Genomic DNA, 17,730 nt, shown 5'->3' on the forward strand with positions numbered 1-17,730 from the left:
TGCCGTTAAACAACGGCGCATTAACTAATGTAGCCAATATCCAGCAGTGAGAAGACCGGTCAGCCGAGCAGCCCGGACCGCATCAGGAACGCGCGGGCGGCCGCGGCATTGGGTAACGCACCCGTCTCGAGCCGCAGGCCCGACTGGGAATCGGCATACCAGATATTCCACGTCGGGCTGATGGCGATGAAGGTCGTGCCGTCGGCGACCACCGTCGCACCGGCGGATCGCCACCGCAGCACATCATTGGAGAGTTGCTGGGGCGAAACCACGCGCGCGGCATAGGCCAACTCCCGGCCGCCGCCGATCCCGGCCGACAGCAAGGGATTTCCGGCTGCGATCACGCATTGCTCATCCTCCGCCGGCCCGGAACAGGTCGAGGCCGAGAGCAAGGTCTGCGGCAGTGTCCGCGTCGGGCTGGTCCATCCGGAGCGCAATTCCGGGCCGCACGAGTTCACCAGGAAGAAGACCGCGGCCGCCATCGCGATCACACCCACCAGCGCCGCGATCCATTGCGGCAGACGCATTCCCGCTTCGCTGAGCGCCGACTTCGCCGCACCCTTGACCGCGCCCTCGATGGACTTGCCCGCTGGGCCTATGAGCTTGTCCGCGCTCGCGGCGACCGGGCCGAGCAGCGCCAACGGATCACCGGAGAATCCGGACACCGCGGCCGCGATGGGCGCCGCCGCCTTGGCCAGCGGCGCACCGCAGTTGGAGCAGCCCGTGGTCCCCGCCTGGCTACGGTGGGAGCAGTAGTCGCAGATCTGATCGAGAACGCTCAATGTCCGGTAACCACTATCGAGGACAGGGCGATCGAATTCACGGTCGGATCGCCTTTGGATTCCAGGACCGTCACCACGATCTTGGTCGCACTGATGACCGGGCTCACCTTGGTGACCACCAGTGCCCGTTGATCCAGGGTCTGCTGGGTGTAGGTGGTGGCATTGGCATCATCGAATTTGTATGAAATCCGGCTCGCCGTACGGTATTTCGCCCATTGGTCACCGCCGTCGGAACCGATGGCGTCCCAGCCGGGCACGATGCCGATGGAATCGACCTGGTAGGAGCGACCCAGATCGATGACCAGGATCTGGCCGTCGACCTTGTAGGCGCGCGGGCAGGACCACGCCTTGCCGGTGCCGGCGAACGCGTCCATCGCGGGGGTGCCGCCCGGCGGGCAATGCGACTGCGCGGATTTGACCTGGATCGGAACCCCGCCCGCGGGGGCGGTCGTGGTGGGCTGGGCCGGAGCCGGAGTCGCCGGTCCGGTGGCGGTCGCAAGGACCGTGCGATTGCTGGTCTTCTCCGGCTCACCGCCTGAGGTCACCAGGGCGAGCACCACGATCAATACCAGCACACCGCCGATTGCCAAGGCCACCTTGGGGTTACGGGCCTTGAGCGCCAGCTCCCGGATGGGATCGGCGAACTTGGCAGCCGATGAGCGTGCGCCGGTGGATGCGGTGAGCTGCTCGGCGGCCTCTTCCGCGGCGGGCATCGCCGGGGGCTTCTCCGCCGGGGGCGAGTAATCAGACCATTCGAATTCGGTGTTGGCGGTCTGCCCGTTCAGCAGCGCGAGGATGCGTTCGCTGGCCTTCGGCCCGCTGCCGGTAGCGGGTGCGGGCGGGGTGTCCGGCACCGCGGGCGTGGGGACGTCGAAGTCGTCATCGAATTCGCCGAGCGGAGGATCCTCCGCGGCGGGTGTGCCGGTCCATCCGAGCGCCGGATCGGACAACAACGCTTCCAGGACCGCTTCCCGGTGCTGGAGAAAAACATCTCCCGGGTCCTTGTCGGGCATGTCTCGGATCGTATCCAGGCCCGGCGCGGATTCGACTCGAGGCTATTCCCGCCAGCGAGAAGACAATTCGCGAGTTCAGCGACTTCTTTCCCCGGTGACGAAGTATTCCGGCGGCACATCGAATACCCGGGCCAGCGCGATGATCAGATCGAGCCGGGGAATGGCGTCCCCGTGAATGAGCCGGTACAAACCCGATTGGGAGACAGGCACATCCGGATACGCCAGCTCCAGATGCTGTGCGAGCGAATACAGGGTCAGCGATCGAGTGGCGCCATCCTCGGTCGACACCATCGATTCGGAGATCAGCGCCGACAATCGGCTGGAGAATATCGCCGCCGCGGCCTGCCGTGGACTCTGCTCCTCGTCCTCGCCGAGCGTCCGGCCATCACCTTCGTACGGCTGCGAATCGGTAACCACGCCCAAAGACATTACTGCCCCACCTCATTTCATTTGATGGACCCGGTTTGATTGACCCGGATTTCATGACCCGGGCACCGGGACCGGTGTACCCGCGGGCGTCGGCGCACCCGCGGTTTCCGGCCCCGGGCTCAGCGGATTCGGCGGCTGTTCGAAATATCTGGTCTCGCCGCGCGGTTCGATCAGATCCACCCGCACTGTGCGCATCGGGATGCCGACCTCGACGGTTCCGTCGTCGACCTGTTCGATGGCCAGATCCACCGATCGACGCGGGCGGGTGCCCGGATCGCCGATGGTGACCATGGCGTTGGCCGCCGAACCGCGCGGCGACATCTGATCGAACACCTCGAGGGTTACCGGCGGGCTGTTCGGATCCTGTTCGCGCGCACCGGGTTCAGCCGCCAGCCGTAGCGAATTCGGATCGCCGACCGCGTTGACCAGCGGCAGCCAGGCCTGCGGGCGCGAAGAGTGCACCTCGACGCTGGCCCCGACCACCATGGCGCGCAAGACGATCTGCTGCGCCACCGGCAGTGCCGCACGGATATCGACGGTGCGCCGGCGCGGGTGATAGCGGGCCGCATCGAACAGCGGCAGTGCGAGCGTGTGCTGCGGCTGACCGCTGATCGCGCCCAGGATCTGACCGTTCGGACCGATCGGCACCACCAGTTCGGCGAGCACCTCCGCCGGGGCGTGGTCACCGCCACGATCGGCCAGGGGCAGCTCACGCACCGACCCCTCGCCGGGCAGCGTCGCCAGGAATGCCTCGGATTGGCGACCCGACATGGGCCGCAGATATTCGGGCAGGGTGCCTTCGGGCTCCGGACCGACGAACCGGACCAGCCCGCGCGGACCGTCCTCGCCCTTGGAGAGTCCGATCACCACCGTGGTCCAACCACGATTCCAGCTCCAGCAGTCGTCGAGCACGTCATCGCCCAGGCGCGTCCAGTCGACGATGAAGCTCGCCACCCGGCGACCGGAGGAACCGACACCGAGGTGATCCCATTCCTCACGCAGCTCCGGCAGTCGAACCCCGGTGTGCAACAACACGGTTGCCTCACGGACGGCGGCGGCGGGCAGCACCTGGGCGATGATGCCGCGCTCACGCAGGCGCGTGGAGATCCGATGCGTGGCCGCGGCCAAGGCACGCGGACCCGACACCGCGACCGGACCGCGCTGGGTCAGCGTCGCCAGATTGCGATGCTGATCCAGCCGGACCACCAGCCAGGTAAGGCGTTCACCGATCACCGGATGTGAGCCGATCAACTGGTCGTACAACATGCTGTAGTCCCCGGTCGGGCGGGCGCGGCGGCCGGTGGTCACGATATCGATGTCCACGGTGATGCCGTACTGCTCGAGCAGCGGCAGTAGCAGCCCGACCGGGAGCGTGTCCTCGGTGTACACGGTCTGCTCGGTGATGATGGTCGGCAGATCGAGATTGGGCGCGAGCTGAACCATCGCCACCAAAGTGTTCTCGCCCAAGCGAATTCCACACGGACCGGCGGCGGTGTCGATATCGACCACCTCGGTCTCCGAGACGCGGCGCTCCGCCCGGCCGGTCCGGCCGAATCGATAATCAGCCCAGATCAGCAGCCAGTCCACGGGGGCACGCGAGCGCACCCGCAGCATGGTCACGGTCAGCGCGACCGAGAGCACGATCGCACCGACCCACCACGGCGTATGCGCCGACAGCGCGGCCAGCGCCGGACCGCCGACGATGACCAGGACCGCCAGCGGCCCCCGGCCGATACCGCCGACCCCGAAACGTGAATCGCTCACCGTTTCCTCCGGAACATGCCGTAGGCCGCGTTCGAGCCGACGCCCAGCAGCACTGCCGCGACGATCACGCAGATCGCGGTGATACCGGGGCGCTGATCCTTGGCGCGCGGCGGAGTCGGAAGCTCCAGTACCGCACCGCGATACAGTCCGGCCGGCGCGATCGGTGCGGTGCGATAGCTCAGTGCGGCGAGCGGATCGATCAGGCCCGCGCCGACGACATTGTCGATGCCGCGTGCTGGGGCGTGCGCGCTGGCTTGCAGGCGCGCGGCGATCTCGGCCGGGGATTCATTGGGGTAGCGCGAGCGCAGCAGGGCCGCGACTCCGCTGGCGTACGCGGCCGCGAAGGACGCGCCGCCGACCGCGGAGAGCTTGCCGGGTTCGCCGACGCCGTTGATCAGATCGCCGCCACCGGGACCGAGCGATTCGATGCCGGTGCCGGGCGCAGCGACCGATACCCAAGGGCCGGTGAGTGATTCGCCCATGGTGTCGCCGGTCGCGGTGGTGAAACCCACGGTCAGCACGTCGGTGGCGTACCAGCCCGGGCTGGAGATGGTCTTGACCCCGGCCCAATTGCGTGGATCGGTGGGACGCCCGGGATCGATATCGGGATTCTGTTCACAGCCACTTCCGGTATCACCGGCACCGGCCACGATGAGTGCGCCTTTGAAGCGCGTGGCGTAGTTGACCGCCGCCGCCAGCGCGGCATGATCCACCCCGAGTCCGGCGGGCGCGCATACCGGCAATGCGACGGTGATCACCTGCGCACCCAGATTGGCCGCATGGGTGATCGCCCGCGCCAGCACCCGGGTCTGTATCGAGAGCTTCTGCGCGGCATCGAAATTCACGATTCCGTCCTGGGTGAACGCCCCGGAGCGATAGCGGATCGAGATCAGGCGCGCGTCGGGTGCCACACCGGCGAAGCCGTCCGCCGGATCGGCTGCGGCGCCGATTATTCCGGCGATGAGCGTGCCGTGCGCGTCGCAGTCGGTCAGTCCGTCACCACCGGCCTGCACATAGTCACCGCCACCGACCAGGTTGGGCAGCCGAGAGTTCGGGCCGACCCCGGTATCGATGACGGCGACGGTGACACCGGTCCCGGTGCTCAGTGCCCGAACCCGGCGCAGGTCCAGCGCACGCTCGGGTGGCGGCACCTGCGACGGATCACTATTGGGCAGTACACCGACCGCGACACAGCCCTTGTCCTGTTTGGTGGGGAACTCCGGGCCCGGCGCGTCATCGGCCGGTGGCGTCCCGATTACTTCGGGTGGTTGCACGGCGATCGCCGGCGCGGCCACCGGGGCCAGCGCGAGCACCGCCGCGATCAGCGCGAACGCGCCGACGAACCTCATCACAGTCCTCGCATCGCGGTGTAGATGCCCATGATCCAGCAGGCGAGTACCGGCACGGCGAGAATGAGCGTGTATTCGATCAAATCGATGATGCGCCGCACCACCGGTGACAGCCGTACCGCGGGCAGTCGTGCCCCCGAGACGGCTCCCGCGGTCGCCATCGCGGCGATCACGAGCACGACCGCCATGCGTGCGGGCGCGGTCGCGTAGGCGTCGACCAGCACGGCACCGACGCCGACCACGGTAGCGGTGGCGGCGGCGATCAGGGCGATCGCCTGCACTCGGTCCGGATACCAGCGGGACCGCATCACCAGAACACCGGAAACCGCTGCGGCCAAGATGATCTCGCGGATGCCGCCGGGGCTCTCCACGGCCGAGAGCACCGCCGAACCGGCGAGCAGCAGCGAGGCGGCCACAATGAGACCACGTAAACCGTTGACCGCCAACCGGGCCCGGGCTTCCAGCGATAGCGTGGCCCGATTGCGCTGTGCCGCAGGCTGTTCCTCATCACCGGGGCCCGCGGTCTCGGCATCGAAGATATCGGTCAGCGTGCTGTGGTTGACCTCGCGGCCCGGATCGGGCAGATCCGGCGGACGAATGCGGGCGACCAGTACGGCCAGCCGGGGTGCGGCGGTGAGCAGCAGCAATCCGGCCAGCACCGCCGCTCCGGCGAGTTGACGGGACGAAAGATCAAGGGCGGTCTCGGCCCCCGCGGCGACGGTGAGCAGCGACCCGAGCACCGCAGTCGCGAGCAAGGCCGGCAACCCGAGGCGCATCGAACGCAGCCGAAGGATCGCGACCAGGGTGGCCACTGCCGCACCGGTGGCCAGATTCGTCGCCTGGAAGGAGCCGTGCTGTCCGTAGGGCAGCGGGACCAGCATGGCGGCGCCGACGGCGAGCAGCGGTATCGCGGTCAGGGTCGCGCCGAAACCGAGCCGGGGTTCGCGATAGCGATTCTCCAGGGCGGTCGCCGCGAATAGGCACAGTGCGCCCAGAATCAGCGCGGGCAGCGCGCACCACAGCACCGAACCGGTGCGCGTCCACGACCAGTACAGCAGCGCGGTGATCACCAGCGCACCCGCACCGAACGCCGACATGCCCGTCAATGCCGCTGTCTTGGCGTCGAATTCGGCGAACTCGCGCTCATTGACCCGGGCCAGCGCATCGGTGATGTCCTCCACCAGCGGATCGAACGCCTCGGCCGATTCTGTGGTGGTGAGCAGCAACAGCGCGCCGTCGGCTATATCGTGTTCGGCCAGCGTGCTCCAGCGCGGCAACGCCGATTTACCGGGACGGGCCAGGGTCCAATGTCCGTTCGCGGCAGTGAAATCCACGGTCGGATCGTCGACGCCGGCGGCCAGCACCGACAGCAGATCGTCCATGAAGGTCTCGATGCTGAACTTGGTCGGCAGCACCACGTCGACCTGGTAGGAGGCGACCATGATCGCCACCCGCGCACGGGCGACCTCTGCGGGCTGCTGTGCGGCTGCGGGCGGCGCGGCCACGGCAGACGGGGCGCTCACTGCCGTCCTCCTCGTTCGGTGCGGCCGTACCCGGCCATCATGTTGTCCGGAAATCCGTCGGCGACGGTGGCCGCGAGTTCTTCGAAGGCCAGCGCGGTCTCCTTGTCCAGCAGCCGCAGATCGATCTCGCCGCCCTCGGCCAGGTGCGGGTCGTAGGGAATGACGAAGGTGGGTCGCTGCGCGGTGGCGAACAACTCCTCGATGCGCGCGACCTCCACCACCGGTTTGGACGGATGCTGCAGCACGATCGCGATGGTGGAATTGGCGGCCAGGCGGTACTGCCCGTGCGCGTTCAGCCATTCCAGGGTCGCGACCGCGCCGGTCACCCCGCGCACGGTGGCCGGGGTGACCAGTACAACCGAATCACTGGACTCCAGCACCGCGTTCGCGGCCGAGCCGAGAACTCCTGTGCCGCAATCGACGATCAGCAGGTTGTAGTGCTTGCGCAAGGTGTCGGTGGCGGCCAGATACTCCGAACCGGCGAGCGGTTCCATGGCCGCGGGCGACCACGGCGAGGCCACCACGGCCAGATCCGAATTGGTGATCGAGGCGAAGGACTGCACCGCCGAAAAAGCATCGAGGTGCCGTTCCTGTGCCAGATCGCGCAGGGTCAAGCCGAACGGATGGCGGCTGGTGCGCGCGGCCAGATCACCGAAATCAGGGTTGGCGTCGATGGCGGCGACGCGGTCCGGACGCAGCGCGGCGAAGGTCGCGCCGAGCGCGGCAACGGTGGTGGTCCGGCCGACACCGCCCTTCACATTCAGCACCGCGACCTGATAGGCGGTGCCGAGCTGACGGCGGATGCGGGCGTGGCGCTCCTCGGTGCGCAGCTCGGTCGGCGACAGGCCGAGATTGAAACCGACCTTGTTCAGCGCGCCACGCATGCCGGTGGTCGAGCGAAGCTGCGCCTGACGACTGGCCGCGATATCGGCGAGCAGTTCATTGGAGGTCAGCGAGATCGGCAGGGCCTGATAACCGGCGGCGCTGTTGTGCTGGGTCGTCCGGGTGGCCGGCGGAGCGGCCTGCTGGAGTGAATGCTGAACGGCGGCAGTGGAAGTGGGATCGGGTCGAGCGGGCGCGGCGCTCGGCGCATGGGCCTGCGCCGAGTGTGCGGTCGCGGCGAACCCGGGCGTGGCCGAGGCGTGTCCGGCCGGTGCTGTCGGCGCGGTCGAGAACGTGGCCCCGCCCGGCGCCGCAGGCACGCTGGAACCGGCCGGTTCGGGCGGCGCGGATGGCGCAGATGGTGTTGAGGCGGAGTGGAAATCGAGGCTCGGCGGCGCGACAGGCGGCGCGAACGTAGTGTTCGTGGCACCCGGACCGCTGCCATATCCCGGCGCCACTTCGCTCCCCGAGGCCGGTCGCGCCGCGCCACCGTAACCTGCGGCTGATTCGCTCGCCGAAGCCGGCCGCGGCACATCGCCGTAGGTCGGCGTGGCCTCGCCCGACGGCGGACGCGGTGTACTGCCGAACGTCGAGATCGGTTCGCTGCCGGAGCTCTGGCGCGGTGCACTGCTGCCATAGCCCTGGGCGATGTCGCCTCCGAAGAGCGGTCCGGATTCAGCGGCCGGTGTGCGCGGTGCCGGATCGGACGCGGCGGCGCGCGGATCGGGTGTGGAACCCGTTGCGGTGTCGAATGATTCGGCCTCATCGGGTTCGGATGGCAGTGCCCGACCTGGAGGAGGCGGTACAGGTTGCTGGCTGCGGCCCGCGACTGTGGAGCGCCAGGTACTGCCGGTATCGGTCTGTTCCTGTGCCCCGAAGTAGGCGTCGTAACCGCCCCGAGCGCGCACGGATCCGGTCGTCTCACCGCTGCTGCTCGGTGCTCTGTTCATTTCCCTCATCCTCTCGAAAATCCCAGAGGGACAATCACGTTCGGCTGGTCCGGAACCAACTTCCGCCGGGTAGCAGATCGACCAGCGTCCGAATTCCGGCGCGCAGATTCACGTCGTCCCCGGGCCGGTAGGTGGTCCGCAGCGTTCCGTTCAGGTCCCGGTCCGGCACGACGGCGATCCGGCCGGAATGGGTGTCCAGCACGGTCATACACAGTTCGGGGGTGGCTATGACGCCATCGTGGTACTCGATCATCAGGACTTCCGCGCGCCGGACCACCTCGTCGAGCGCCCGGGTGAGCACGGTCGCGGTGCGGCCGTCCGCCCCGAGCTGTAGTAGTGCCGGGCGGCGGGACTCCGCGTCGGCGGGTACGGCGACGAAGTCGTCGTGGGTCGCGCTCAGCGGTGCGAAGTCCGGCACGGGGGCCGGACCCAGGGCGGCGATCAGCGCGGCTGCCACCGCGTCGATGCGTTCACCCTCGGTGAATACCGATTGGATGACCAGGTGGTCGTCGTACCGCACGGCGAGCACATGGGTTTCGGCGCTGCGTACCAAGGACATTCGCAGCATCCCCGGTGGTTCGCCGGGGACACCGCGATCGATGATGCGCACGGCGAGTTCCACGTCCGGGCGAGCCAGGCAGTGCAGCCAGTGCGCGACCACCGGGTGTACGCCTTCGTCGCCGATGATGCCCGCCTCGGCGAGCTGCGCGGCGACGAAGGCGTTGACCCGGTCCCGGTCCTCGATGTGCTCGATATTCGGCATTACCGCCAGCACCATCGGATACGAGTCGATGTCGACCATGGTCTTCAGCAGCAGTGCGGCATCGACATTCAGATCGATAGCGACGGGATCATTGTTCAATGCGACGGAACCGCTTATGCGCCGATAGCGTTGAAACGATTGCCGTTGTTGGTGTCGGTGACCTGCATGAGACCCTGCGAACCGGCAACCTTGGCGATGGCTCCGCGCACGGAGGCCAAACTCGCGTGGTATTCCTTGGTTTTCGAGTCCAGCTGGGCCATGACGGTTTCGTATCCGGTCGCACCGGCACCCGCGAAGCTGTTCATGAGGTCCTTCTTCAGATTGTCGATCTGAATGAGGTTGTCCTCCATGCCCTGAATGATGCTGCCGAGCTTGGTGTGGTGCGTATCAACCGCGTGGAAGTCGTATTTCATTGCCATTCAACCCTTCTGGTGAAGTTGATGATCAGAAAGCGCTGATCTTGGGGGGGAGGCTCGCCGCGGAGCTGCCGGACCAGCCGCCGCCACCGTCGTGCGCGACCGCGGCGGAGTTCATCATGCTGGCGCCGTCCAGGTCCGAGCTCTCGATCTTGACGCCGGTGCTGCGCAGCTCGGTGACGATCTCGTTCAAGGTGCTGGACAACGACTTTCCCTTTTGGTGCGCGTCGCCGAGGGCAACGTAGATCGCCGACCCGGCGCCCTTACTGACGACCGCGGCGTGCAGTTCGTCCTGGACGTTCGTCAGCGCCGAAAGGTATCCCTCCAGCTCGAGGTGGCAGCCTTCGGTGCTCACTCCGACCTGATGCAGCTTCTCCGGTTCGCCCGTATAGATCGACATTTACATTCCTTTCATTATCGGATTCAGGTTTCGACCCCGGCAATTCACCGAGGACGTATCTGGGGGACAAATTCGAAAACCGAATCGGAATTGTCCTCGGGCTCGGATTCGGGCTCGGGATCCCCGAGCGCGAGAATCTGCTCGGAGAGTGATTCCCGCTGCCCGTCGCCGTCCAGGTATTCGATGACCCCGATGGCGGGCGGTTCCTCGAGGGTCGGCACATCCTGAGACTCACCGGGTGCGAATGCCTTCGAGGGCTTGCGTTCATCCTTCTCGCGCCGCCGCCGAGCCTTGGGTGCGGTGACACCGCGCGGCGCGGTACGTGCCGAAACAGGTTGGGTGGCAGGGGCTTTCGTTCCCATACCGAACGCTTTGGTCCCCATCGTGGACCAGTTCGTCGGCATCCGGAATCCGGTGGAGCTCCCTGGTAAGGCACCGAATCCGCCCGGTGTCATACCGAGTGCGACCAGACTCCCGATTCCGCCGTTGAGTCCGGCCAGGGTGGTGGAATTCGGTGAGGTGCCCGGTAGTCCGCCGTTCGGGGACAGGGATTCCTCACCGCCTCCGTAACCGTCGGTCGGCATCGTCGGCAATTGCGAAACCGGTTGCTGCGCTTGGGGAGCCGGGGTCTGGCCGGGCGGTTGGCCCGGATTGCCCGGGTCACCGCCGGGCTGCCCTGGATTACCGGGTTGACCCGGATTACCGGGCTCGCCCGGATTACCGGGGTCACCACCCGGTTGACCACCGTTGGTCGGCGGGCCACCGGGCGGATCCGAACCTGGCGGTCCGGCCGGATTGTCGATACCGGGATGCCCGCCGTCCCCCGACTTGCCGACCGGCCCACCGGAATCCATTCCGGGTCCGCCCGGCGGAGCCCCGCCGGGCGGACCGGACACGATCGGTGGCGCCTGGGAAGGCGGCGGCAGTCCGGCGACCAAGGCCGTCGTCGATCCGGCATAGGTCGCCATCGACCCCGCTGCCTGCGCCCACATGCCCAGGTAGACGGCCTCGAGTGCGACCACCGTCGCCAGACCCAGTCCCATGCTGTTGGTACTGGCGGCACTCGCCGCAGCGATGGCCGCCTGCACCGCCTCGATCTCGGGAACGGTCGGCATGGTGGCCAGGGCCAGGGTGTTGGCAGCGGCGACCGAGGTGGCGATGCCCGCGGTGGCGGCCGCGGCATCGCCCTCGGTGCGCAGCCAGGTGGAGTGGTTGCGAAATGCCCGCTGCGCCTTGTCCGACGAGGGGCCCTGCCACACCACTTCCATCTGGCCCATGCTGCCGTCCGCCGCCGCGGCGGCGGTGTGGAAACCTTCCGCGATGGCGCTGTAGGCGGCCGCGGCCGCCAGCATCTCCTCCGGCCCCGGGCCCCCGAACAGGCGGGCGGAGTTCACTTCCGGCGGTAGCGCAGCGAAATCACCCAAAGGGAACATGGCATTACTCCGAACCCGGTGTGGGGGCTACTTGCTGAACCCCGCACCCGCCCAATCGACGGCGGCTCCGCCCGCTCCGTCGGCACCGCCGTAGGTGGCACTGACCGGGTAGATCATCTCGGCGCCCGCCATCAGGTGCGTGAGTCCGGGCACGGTGACCGCGAGATGCCGTGCGGTCTGGGCGATGATCTTGTTCGCCGCGAACATGCTCACCGAGTCGGTGCCGGCCGGTAGCGGTACCGCCCGGTGCAACTGGGTGCCGACAACCGAGGACAGGCCCGCGTGAATGGTCTGGAGTTGCCCACCGATGCCGGGGAGCTCTTCGTGTGCGACTTCGACGAACATGGATCGTCTCCTTGCGACTATTCGATTGCTCGAATGGAGAGGTACATGAGAAACGCTATTGCATTCCCACCCATGGGAATACGAGTTGAATTTCACTGTCCTCGGCGGCCGATCCGGGCCCCGCGCTCACTCCCGGGGTGTGGGCACCGCCGCTTGCACCAGGTCACGACGGGCGTGCAGGGGTTCGACGAATATGCCTCGGCCCGCAGGTTGTTTGGTGGCCTTCACGTCGCCGATGAGGATGCCATCCAATTTCGAGCCGTCCATTATGAGACCCGACGAGTTCAGATTCTTCATCTGCCCGAGAATGTTGTCGTACATGGCGGTATCGGCCTGCGCGATATTGCGGGCCGCGATCAGGTGCAGGCCGGTGTCGCGGCCGTCGACGATCAGATCCTTGAGCGCGTCGAGCGGATTCATCTGTCCACGCTGCGCGACCATGTGGTAGTCGTCGACGACCACGAAGATCTCCGGCCCGGACCACCAGGAGCGGTCCCGCAACTGCTGTGTGGTGACTCCATCGGGTGCGCGGCGTTCCCGCATCCGGGCGGCGAAACCGGGCAGGTTGTCGATCAGATCCCGTTCGCTGGTGAGGTATCCGACAAGATGTTCCTCCGGAATGGCGTCCATATGCTGTCGGCGATAGTCGATCAGCAGAACGCGCGCCTGTTCGGGGGTGAACTGGCGGTGTATCGAATCCAGCAGCGAGCCGAGCACCGTCGACTTGCCACACCCCGAGGACCCGAGCACCACCAGGTGGGTCGAGACACCGAAATCGATTGCCGCGGGGGTCAAATCGGATTCGCGCAGGCCGAACGGGACCACCAGCCGCTGTGCGAGTGTGACCGGCGCGGGCAGTGCGGCGGTGACCTCGTCCAGGGTGATGTGCGCGGGCAGCAGTTTCACTTCCGGTGCGTGGCGGCCGACGTACTTCTGGTTGAGCGCGTCGATCGCGGCGGTCAATCCCGCACCCGCGGACTCCACCTCGGACACCCCGTCGATGCGCGGCAGCGCGGTGAGCATGTGCAGCGCGTCGGTGGAGATGCAGCGCCCCGGCCGATTCGCGGGAATGGCGGCCACGATCAGTCGCTGCGCGGTGAAGACGGTGTCGGTCAGGTCACCGAGTCGCATTTCCAGCCGGGTCTGCAGCAGATCCTTCACCGATGATCGAATGGCCGCCCAGCGCGAACTGGTGAGCACCAGATGCACGCCGTAGTTGAGGCCCTGCAGCGCAATCGATTCCACCACCGGCTGGTACTCGTCGAAATACGGTCCGCTGTGCGAGAACCCGATATCCCAGCCGTCGATCACCAGGAAGACATCACCGTGGATGTCGCCATAGGCGTTGAGCTGAGCCGATTCTCGATCCGAGGTGCGACGGCGGCGGAATTCGCGCATCGAGTCGATGCCCAGCTCGCCGAACACGTTCTGCCGATGCGCGATCAGATTGGTCAGCAGCGCGAAGGTGCGCCGGACCCGGTCGACATCGCGGATCGAGGCGATCGAGCCCACATGCGGCAGGTTGCGCAGTCCGGCCAGACCGCCGGAGAAGTCCAGGCAGTAGAACTGCACCTGTTCGGGGGTGTGGGTGAGCGCCGCCGAGAGCACCAGGCTCTGTACCGCGGTCGATTTGCCCGACTGCGGTCCGCCGACGACAGCGACGTGACCGCCCGCCCCGGACAGGTCCACCGTCCACACGTCCTGGCGTTGCAGGCGCGGCTGGTCCACGATCGCCCAGGGCAATTGCAGACTGCCCGGGACCGCGTTCCGGGTGAGCCGATCGAGGGTGGGCGCGACGTTCAACGGCGGCAACCACATCTGATGCGCGGGTCGGCCATGCCCGGCGAGCTGCTGGAGCACCGTCTCCATCACCGTCACCGGTTCGACGTCGATGACCTCGGGCTCCGGTGCGCGCACGGGTTCGATGACCGCGCTTTGGGTTTCGGCGATCGCGGCCGCGGTGAAGCGTTGCGGCATCCGATAGCCGCCGCCCGCGCGCCGAGCGCGCTGGGTGCTGGACGCGGCGGCCTGCATCGGTGCGAAATAGGGCGAACCGACATAGGCCGCCTGGAAGCGCTGGAGATCACCCGCGCCGACGCGCAGGTATCCCGCGCCGGGCTTCTTGGGCAGGTGGTAGGCATCAGCGGTGCCGATGGCATCGCGCGAATCGCTGGTCTGATTGGTGCGCAACGCGATTCGATAGGACAGGTGCGCTTCCAGCTCACCCATCCGGCTCGAGGGCACCTTCTGCGAGGCCAGCAGCAGGTGGATGCGCAGCGACCGGCCCAGGCGGCCGATGGCGACGAACAGCTTGGAGAACGAGGGGTGCTGTTCGAGCAGTTCGGCGAATTCGTCGAGGATGATCAGCAGCGTCGGCATGGGCTCGAGCTGTGCGCCCTGTTCCCGGGCGCGCTCATAGTCCGCGACGCTGGCGAAGTTGCCCGCATCGCGCAGAATGCGTTGCCGCCGTGCCATTTCGCCATTGATCACGTCTTCCATACGGGTGACGAGATCGGCCTCCTCCTCCATATTGGTGACCACCGCGGTCACATGGGAGAGGCGATCGAAGCCCAGGAAGGTCGCACCGCCCTTGAAGTCGACCAGCAGCAGGTTCAGCAGATCCGGTGAGTGCGTGGCCACGGCCGAAAGCACCAGCGTGCGCAGGAATTCGGATTTACCCGAGCCGGTCGCGCCGATGCACATACCGTGCGGGCCCATACCCTCCTCGGCGGATTCCTTGATGTCGAGGTGGACCAGGCTCCCCGCCGGATCGTAACCGAACGGCACGTTCAACCTGGACCGGTCGATATCGCGGATGACTCGCCAGGAGCGATCGACCTGGATATCACCGGGATCGGTGATGCCGACCATGTCTTCCCAGCTGGTGCCGCCCGCCTGTTCCGCGGCAACGGCTTCGACCACGGTGGAGAGCCGATACGGGGCGAGGCTGCGGGCCAAGGCGGTGCAGGCGCTGACCGACATGGCGTCGGCCCTGCCCACCCGGCGCTTACCCCGCGCGGACATCTCGTACAGCGAACGGTCCTCGTCCACGCTGAATCGCAGCGCGCGGGGCAAAGGCTGTTCGGCGATGCCGAGTCGCAGCCAGGTGCAGCCGTCGATACCGGATATATCGCGTTCGTTCGCCGCACCGCCGACCCCGACGATCAGCAGAAAGTGCTTACGCTCCAGCGACGGTTGGCTATTGGCCGAGAAGGGACCGCGGTTGAGCCCCACCAGCACCTTGGCCCGGAGCTCGGCGACCGAGCGATACACCATCCGGCTCGAGCCGATGGCGTCCTTGTCACTGGGGTGCTGGGTATGCGGCAGCCATTTGAGCCACGCCCACTCCGGCGCGTCCGGATCGGGCAGCACCGCGGCGATGCCGACCTGGTCCGGTCCGTGCAGCACAACGGTTTCCGCGAGCATGGCGCGCACCAGACCCGCCACCGCGGCCGCATCACCGTCCAGCCCGATTTCCGGCGCGGACAGCAGATTGATCGCGACCGGCATACCGCCGACCGTGGAGTACGCCTTGGCGAAACGCGTCACCTCGACCACGCCGACCGGATCCAGGTCGGCCAGCGGCGCGGCCTCGGGCACGATGACCCGGACCTGATTGGCGATGCGCCCCCGTCCCACCCGCACACGCAGGAACTGCGGGCTGGCCACCTGCACCTCCCACATGCGCTGACCGCCGATCAAACGGGCGACACTGTCTGGTCCGGGATGGGTGTGCGCGAGATAGGTTTGCAGTTCGGTTTCGGTGGCGCGCACCGATTTCCGGTGCTCGCCGATGCTGCGCAGATAGTCCTTGCGCTCTTCGTTCAGTCCCGCCGCACCGCCGGAACCATTGCCGCCGAGACTTCCGCCGAGGGTGCCGAACATGGACACCACCATCATGAGCGGGAACATCATCGCCATGGGATTCATGGCCCCGCCGCCGCGGAACATCATGACCATCATGCCGCCCATGCCCGCCATCATGACGATCGGCATGATCATCTTGAGCCGGGACGGCGGAACGGGTTTCGGCAGTTCGGTGGGCGGTTGCAGGCGCAGTTCGGCCACCGCCGGCGCCTTGGGCCCGCGCACCATACGGGCGGGGCGGACGAAACGGCGCGTGGTGGTCACGGTTGTCCTCCAGGCAGGGGCGCGGCGGCGCGATCGACGGCGATGCCGTCGTGCTGAATGCGTGCGTCACGTTGGGACAGGGTTGGGCCGACCGCGAAGAGCGAGACGATATTCCACGGGGCGGGAATGGGATTGCGGAGTGCGAGCGCGGTCAGGGTGGGGTCGGTGGAGCCGGTGATGCGGGCGTCGATGCCGTAGCGCACACCGCTGTCCGATACCCAGAACAGCGCCTCGCGCAGTGGTGAGGCCGGGTCCATGCCGGTGACACGCACGAAGCTTCCGGTGTCCCGGGGCAGGTAGGCGGCATCGGCGGTGACACCGTGCGAACCGTTCGCGGTGACGAGCGGGACTGTGCGAGTGAGCTCTTCGGCCGCGAGTGGCAGTTGCCGTCCGACCAGCAGTTCGGTCGACGCGTTCGGATCGGCGGCCGCGCGGGACCAGTGGTAGCAGGTGGTGCCGTCGCGTTCGGGATCGGCGATGTGCACCGCTGCGGTGGGATAGGTCAGGGTGCCGGGCCAGCCGCCGGGACGCAGATTGGTGGCGACCACATCCGGGCCGACGGCGATGGCCGAGACCGCGCCGTGCGAATCGGCGTTGCGCACCATGGCCGCGAGTACCGGACTGACCTGCACCACACCCGATTGCGAGACCAGGTAGTAGGCCGCGCCGCGATCGGTGGTGGAGACCGAGAGCACCGAACCGACCGGGACCGAGAGCCCCGAGGGCAGGGTGATGGCCTGTCCGGCGCCCGGTACCACCGGCACCCGGAGCGGTGGCGCCTCCGGGATGGACTTGAGCAGTCCGGATGAGGCCGGGAGCACCGGTGCGGTGGCATCGATCCCCAGCGCCAGGGTCACCGGAGAATCGGCGAGATTGATTGCCGCCCGCACGATTCCGCGATCGTGGTCGCGGTACACCAGCCAGGTGACGGACCCCTCGCGCAGCAGCCGGGCCTGGGTGTCCCCGAGCGGGCGGATGGCATCGTTGTCGACGGTGAGCCGACTGCCGATCGCGACGGTGCGCACCGGGGATCGACTGGTGGTGGGCAGTCCGGTGCTCGGATCGGTCGGACCGGCCGCACCGGTGGCGGTGCTGTCGCATACCGCCCACGACGAATCGCGATCATTGTTGTCGGAGATGGCATTGGGCGCACCCGCGATGCCTACGATCGGGCCGCGCGGGAGCTTGGCGAGTTCCTCCTTGGACACCTGCACCGGATTCTCGGCCGCGCCGATCACCAGGCGGGCCGAGGTGAGATTCAGCGCCGGGTGCAACCGCCCGCCGACCCGCACATACAGTGCGCCGCTGCCCTTTTCGGCGACGATGCGCGAGTCCCCAATGGACTTGGCCGGTTTGAAGAAGGCCAGGACCGCCGATCCGGCGATGACCACGCAGGCCATCGCGATGCCGATGGACAGCGCGGTGGAACGCCCGCGCTGCGGATCGTCGATCATCGAGGCGTCTCGCCGGACCAGCGCGTGTTCGATGCGCCGGAACAGGAAGCGCCAGCCGGAGATCTGGTGTTTGGTCACCACCCGGAAGCGAGCCAC

14 protein-coding genes are annotated in these 17,730 nt (G+C 67.4%); all 14 read right to left on the reverse strand.

Annotated features, from left to right (window positions below; all coding sequences use genetic code 11):
* Positions 1-59: 59 nt before the first annotated feature.
* Complete coding sequence (locus ACFC4D_RS26780; RefSeq protein ID WP_376067583.1) at positions 60-782, reverse strand: hypothetical protein; 723 nt, start codon at positions 780-782, stop codon at positions 60-62.
* Positions 779-1,795 (reverse strand): hypothetical protein, encoded by a 1,017-nt coding sequence (locus ACFC4D_RS26785; protein WP_376067584.1) that lies wholly within the window; start codon positions 1,793-1,795, stop codon positions 779-781. The genes ACFC4D_RS26780 and ACFC4D_RS26785 overlap by 4 nt, the downstream gene beginning before the upstream one ends.
* Positions 1,796-1,870: 75 nt before the next feature.
* On the reverse strand, positions 1,871-2,224 hold the full coding sequence (locus tag ACFC4D_RS26790) for a helix-turn-helix transcriptional regulator (protein WP_364650083.1): 354 nt from the start codon (positions 2,222-2,224) through the stop codon (positions 1,871-1,873).
* A 51-nt stretch (positions 2,225-2,275) separates the two neighbouring features.
* Positions 2,276-3,988, reverse strand: coding sequence for a type VII secretion protein EccE (gene eccE / locus ACFC4D_RS26795; RefSeq protein ID WP_376067586.1), 1,713 nt, complete (start codon positions 3,986-3,988; stop codon positions 2,276-2,278).
* Entirely contained in the window at positions 3,985-5,337 is a 1,353-nt protein-coding gene (mycP, locus tag ACFC4D_RS26800) for a type VII secretion-associated serine protease mycosin (RefSeq protein ID WP_376067589.1), read from the reverse strand. The genes eccE and mycP overlap by 4 nt, the downstream gene beginning before the upstream one ends.
* A complete protein-coding gene (eccD, locus tag ACFC4D_RS26805; RefSeq protein WP_376067591.1) occupies positions 5,337-6,860 on the reverse strand; it encodes a type VII secretion integral membrane protein EccD in 1,524 nt (507 codons plus the stop codon). The genes mycP and eccD overlap by 1 nt, the downstream gene beginning before the upstream one ends.
* Positions 6,857-8,692, reverse strand: a complete 1,836-nt coding sequence (locus tag ACFC4D_RS26810; protein ID WP_376067593.1) for an AAA family ATPase — start codon at positions 8,690-8,692, stop codon at positions 6,857-6,859. Before ACFC4D_RS26810 ends, eccD begins: the two co-directional genes overlap by 4 nt.
* Before the next feature lie 34 nt (positions 8,693-8,726).
* Positions 8,727-9,554 (reverse strand): ESX secretion-associated protein EspG, encoded by an 828-nt coding sequence (locus ACFC4D_RS26815; RefSeq protein WP_376067596.1) that lies wholly within the window; start codon positions 9,552-9,554, stop codon positions 8,727-8,729.
* A gap of 14 nt (positions 9,555-9,568) precedes the next feature.
* On the reverse strand, positions 9,569-9,874 hold the full coding sequence (locus ACFC4D_RS26820) for a WXG100 family type VII secretion target (RefSeq protein ID WP_376067598.1): 306 nt from the start codon (positions 9,872-9,874) through the stop codon (positions 9,569-9,571).
* 25 nt (positions 9,875-9,899) lie between these two features.
* Positions 9,900-10,271 carry a hypothetical protein gene (locus ACFC4D_RS26825; RefSeq protein ID WP_376067600.1) on the reverse strand — a complete coding sequence of 124 codons (372 nt, stop codon included), beginning with the start codon at positions 10,269-10,271 and terminating at the stop codon, positions 9,900-9,902.
* 44 nt (positions 10,272-10,315) lie between these two features.
* Positions 10,316-11,704 carry a PPE domain-containing protein gene (locus tag ACFC4D_RS26830; protein ID WP_376067602.1) on the reverse strand — a complete coding sequence of 463 codons (1,389 nt, stop codon included), beginning with the start codon at positions 11,702-11,704 and terminating at the stop codon, positions 10,316-10,318.
* Between the two features lie 27 nt (positions 11,705-11,731).
* A complete protein-coding gene (locus ACFC4D_RS26835; RefSeq protein ID WP_376067605.1) occupies positions 11,732-12,049 on the reverse strand; it encodes a hypothetical protein in 318 nt (105 codons plus the stop codon).
* 126 nt (positions 12,050-12,175) lie between these two features.
* The gene (gene eccCa, locus ACFC4D_RS26840) at positions 12,176-16,180 is read right to left on the reverse strand and encodes a type VII secretion protein EccCa (protein ID WP_376067608.1); all 4,005 of its coding nucleotides are present in this window, start codon (positions 16,178-16,180) and stop codon (positions 12,176-12,178) included.
* Positions 16,177-17,730, reverse strand: a complete 1,554-nt coding sequence (eccB, locus tag ACFC4D_RS26845; protein WP_376067611.1) for a type VII secretion protein EccB — start codon at positions 17,728-17,730, stop codon at positions 16,177-16,179. The genes eccCa and eccB overlap by 4 nt, the downstream gene beginning before the upstream one ends.

Origin of the sequence: Nocardia sp. NPDC056000, assembly GCF_042269265.1 — a bacterium.
In the GTDB taxonomy this organism is placed as follows: Bacteria; Actinomycetota; Actinomycetes; order Mycobacteriales; family Mycobacteriaceae; genus Nocardia.

Coding starts and splice junctions, on each gene's coding strand:
- ACFC4D_RS26785 (WP_376067584.1), bottom strand. CDS start 1,795: ATGCCCGACAAGGACCCGGGAGATGTTTTTCTCCAGCACCGGGAAGCG.
- ACFC4D_RS26790 (WP_364650083.1), bottom strand. CDS start 2,224: ATGTCTTTGGGCGTGGTTACCGATTCGCAGCCGTACGAAGGTGATGGC.
- mycP (WP_376067589.1), bottom strand. CDS start 5,337: ATGAGGTTCGTCGGCGCGTTCGCGCTGATCGCGGCGGTGCTCGCGCTG.
- ACFC4D_RS26810 (WP_376067593.1), bottom strand. CDS start 8,692: ATGAACAGAGCACCGAGCAGCAGCGGTGAGACGACCGGATCCGTGCGC.
- ACFC4D_RS26820 (WP_376067598.1), bottom strand. CDS start 9,874: ATGGCAATGAAATACGACTTCCACGCGGTTGATACGCACCACACCAAG.
- ACFC4D_RS26825 (WP_376067600.1), bottom strand. CDS start 10,271: ATGTCGATCTATACGGGCGAACCGGAGAAGCTGCATCAGGTCGGAGTG.
- ACFC4D_RS26830 (WP_376067602.1), bottom strand. CDS start 11,704: ATGTTCCCTTTGGGTGATTTCGCTGCGCTACCGCCGGAAGTGAACTCC.
- ACFC4D_RS26835 (WP_376067605.1), bottom strand. CDS start 12,049: ATGTTCGTCGAAGTCGCACACGAAGAGCTCCCCGGCATCGGTGGGCAA.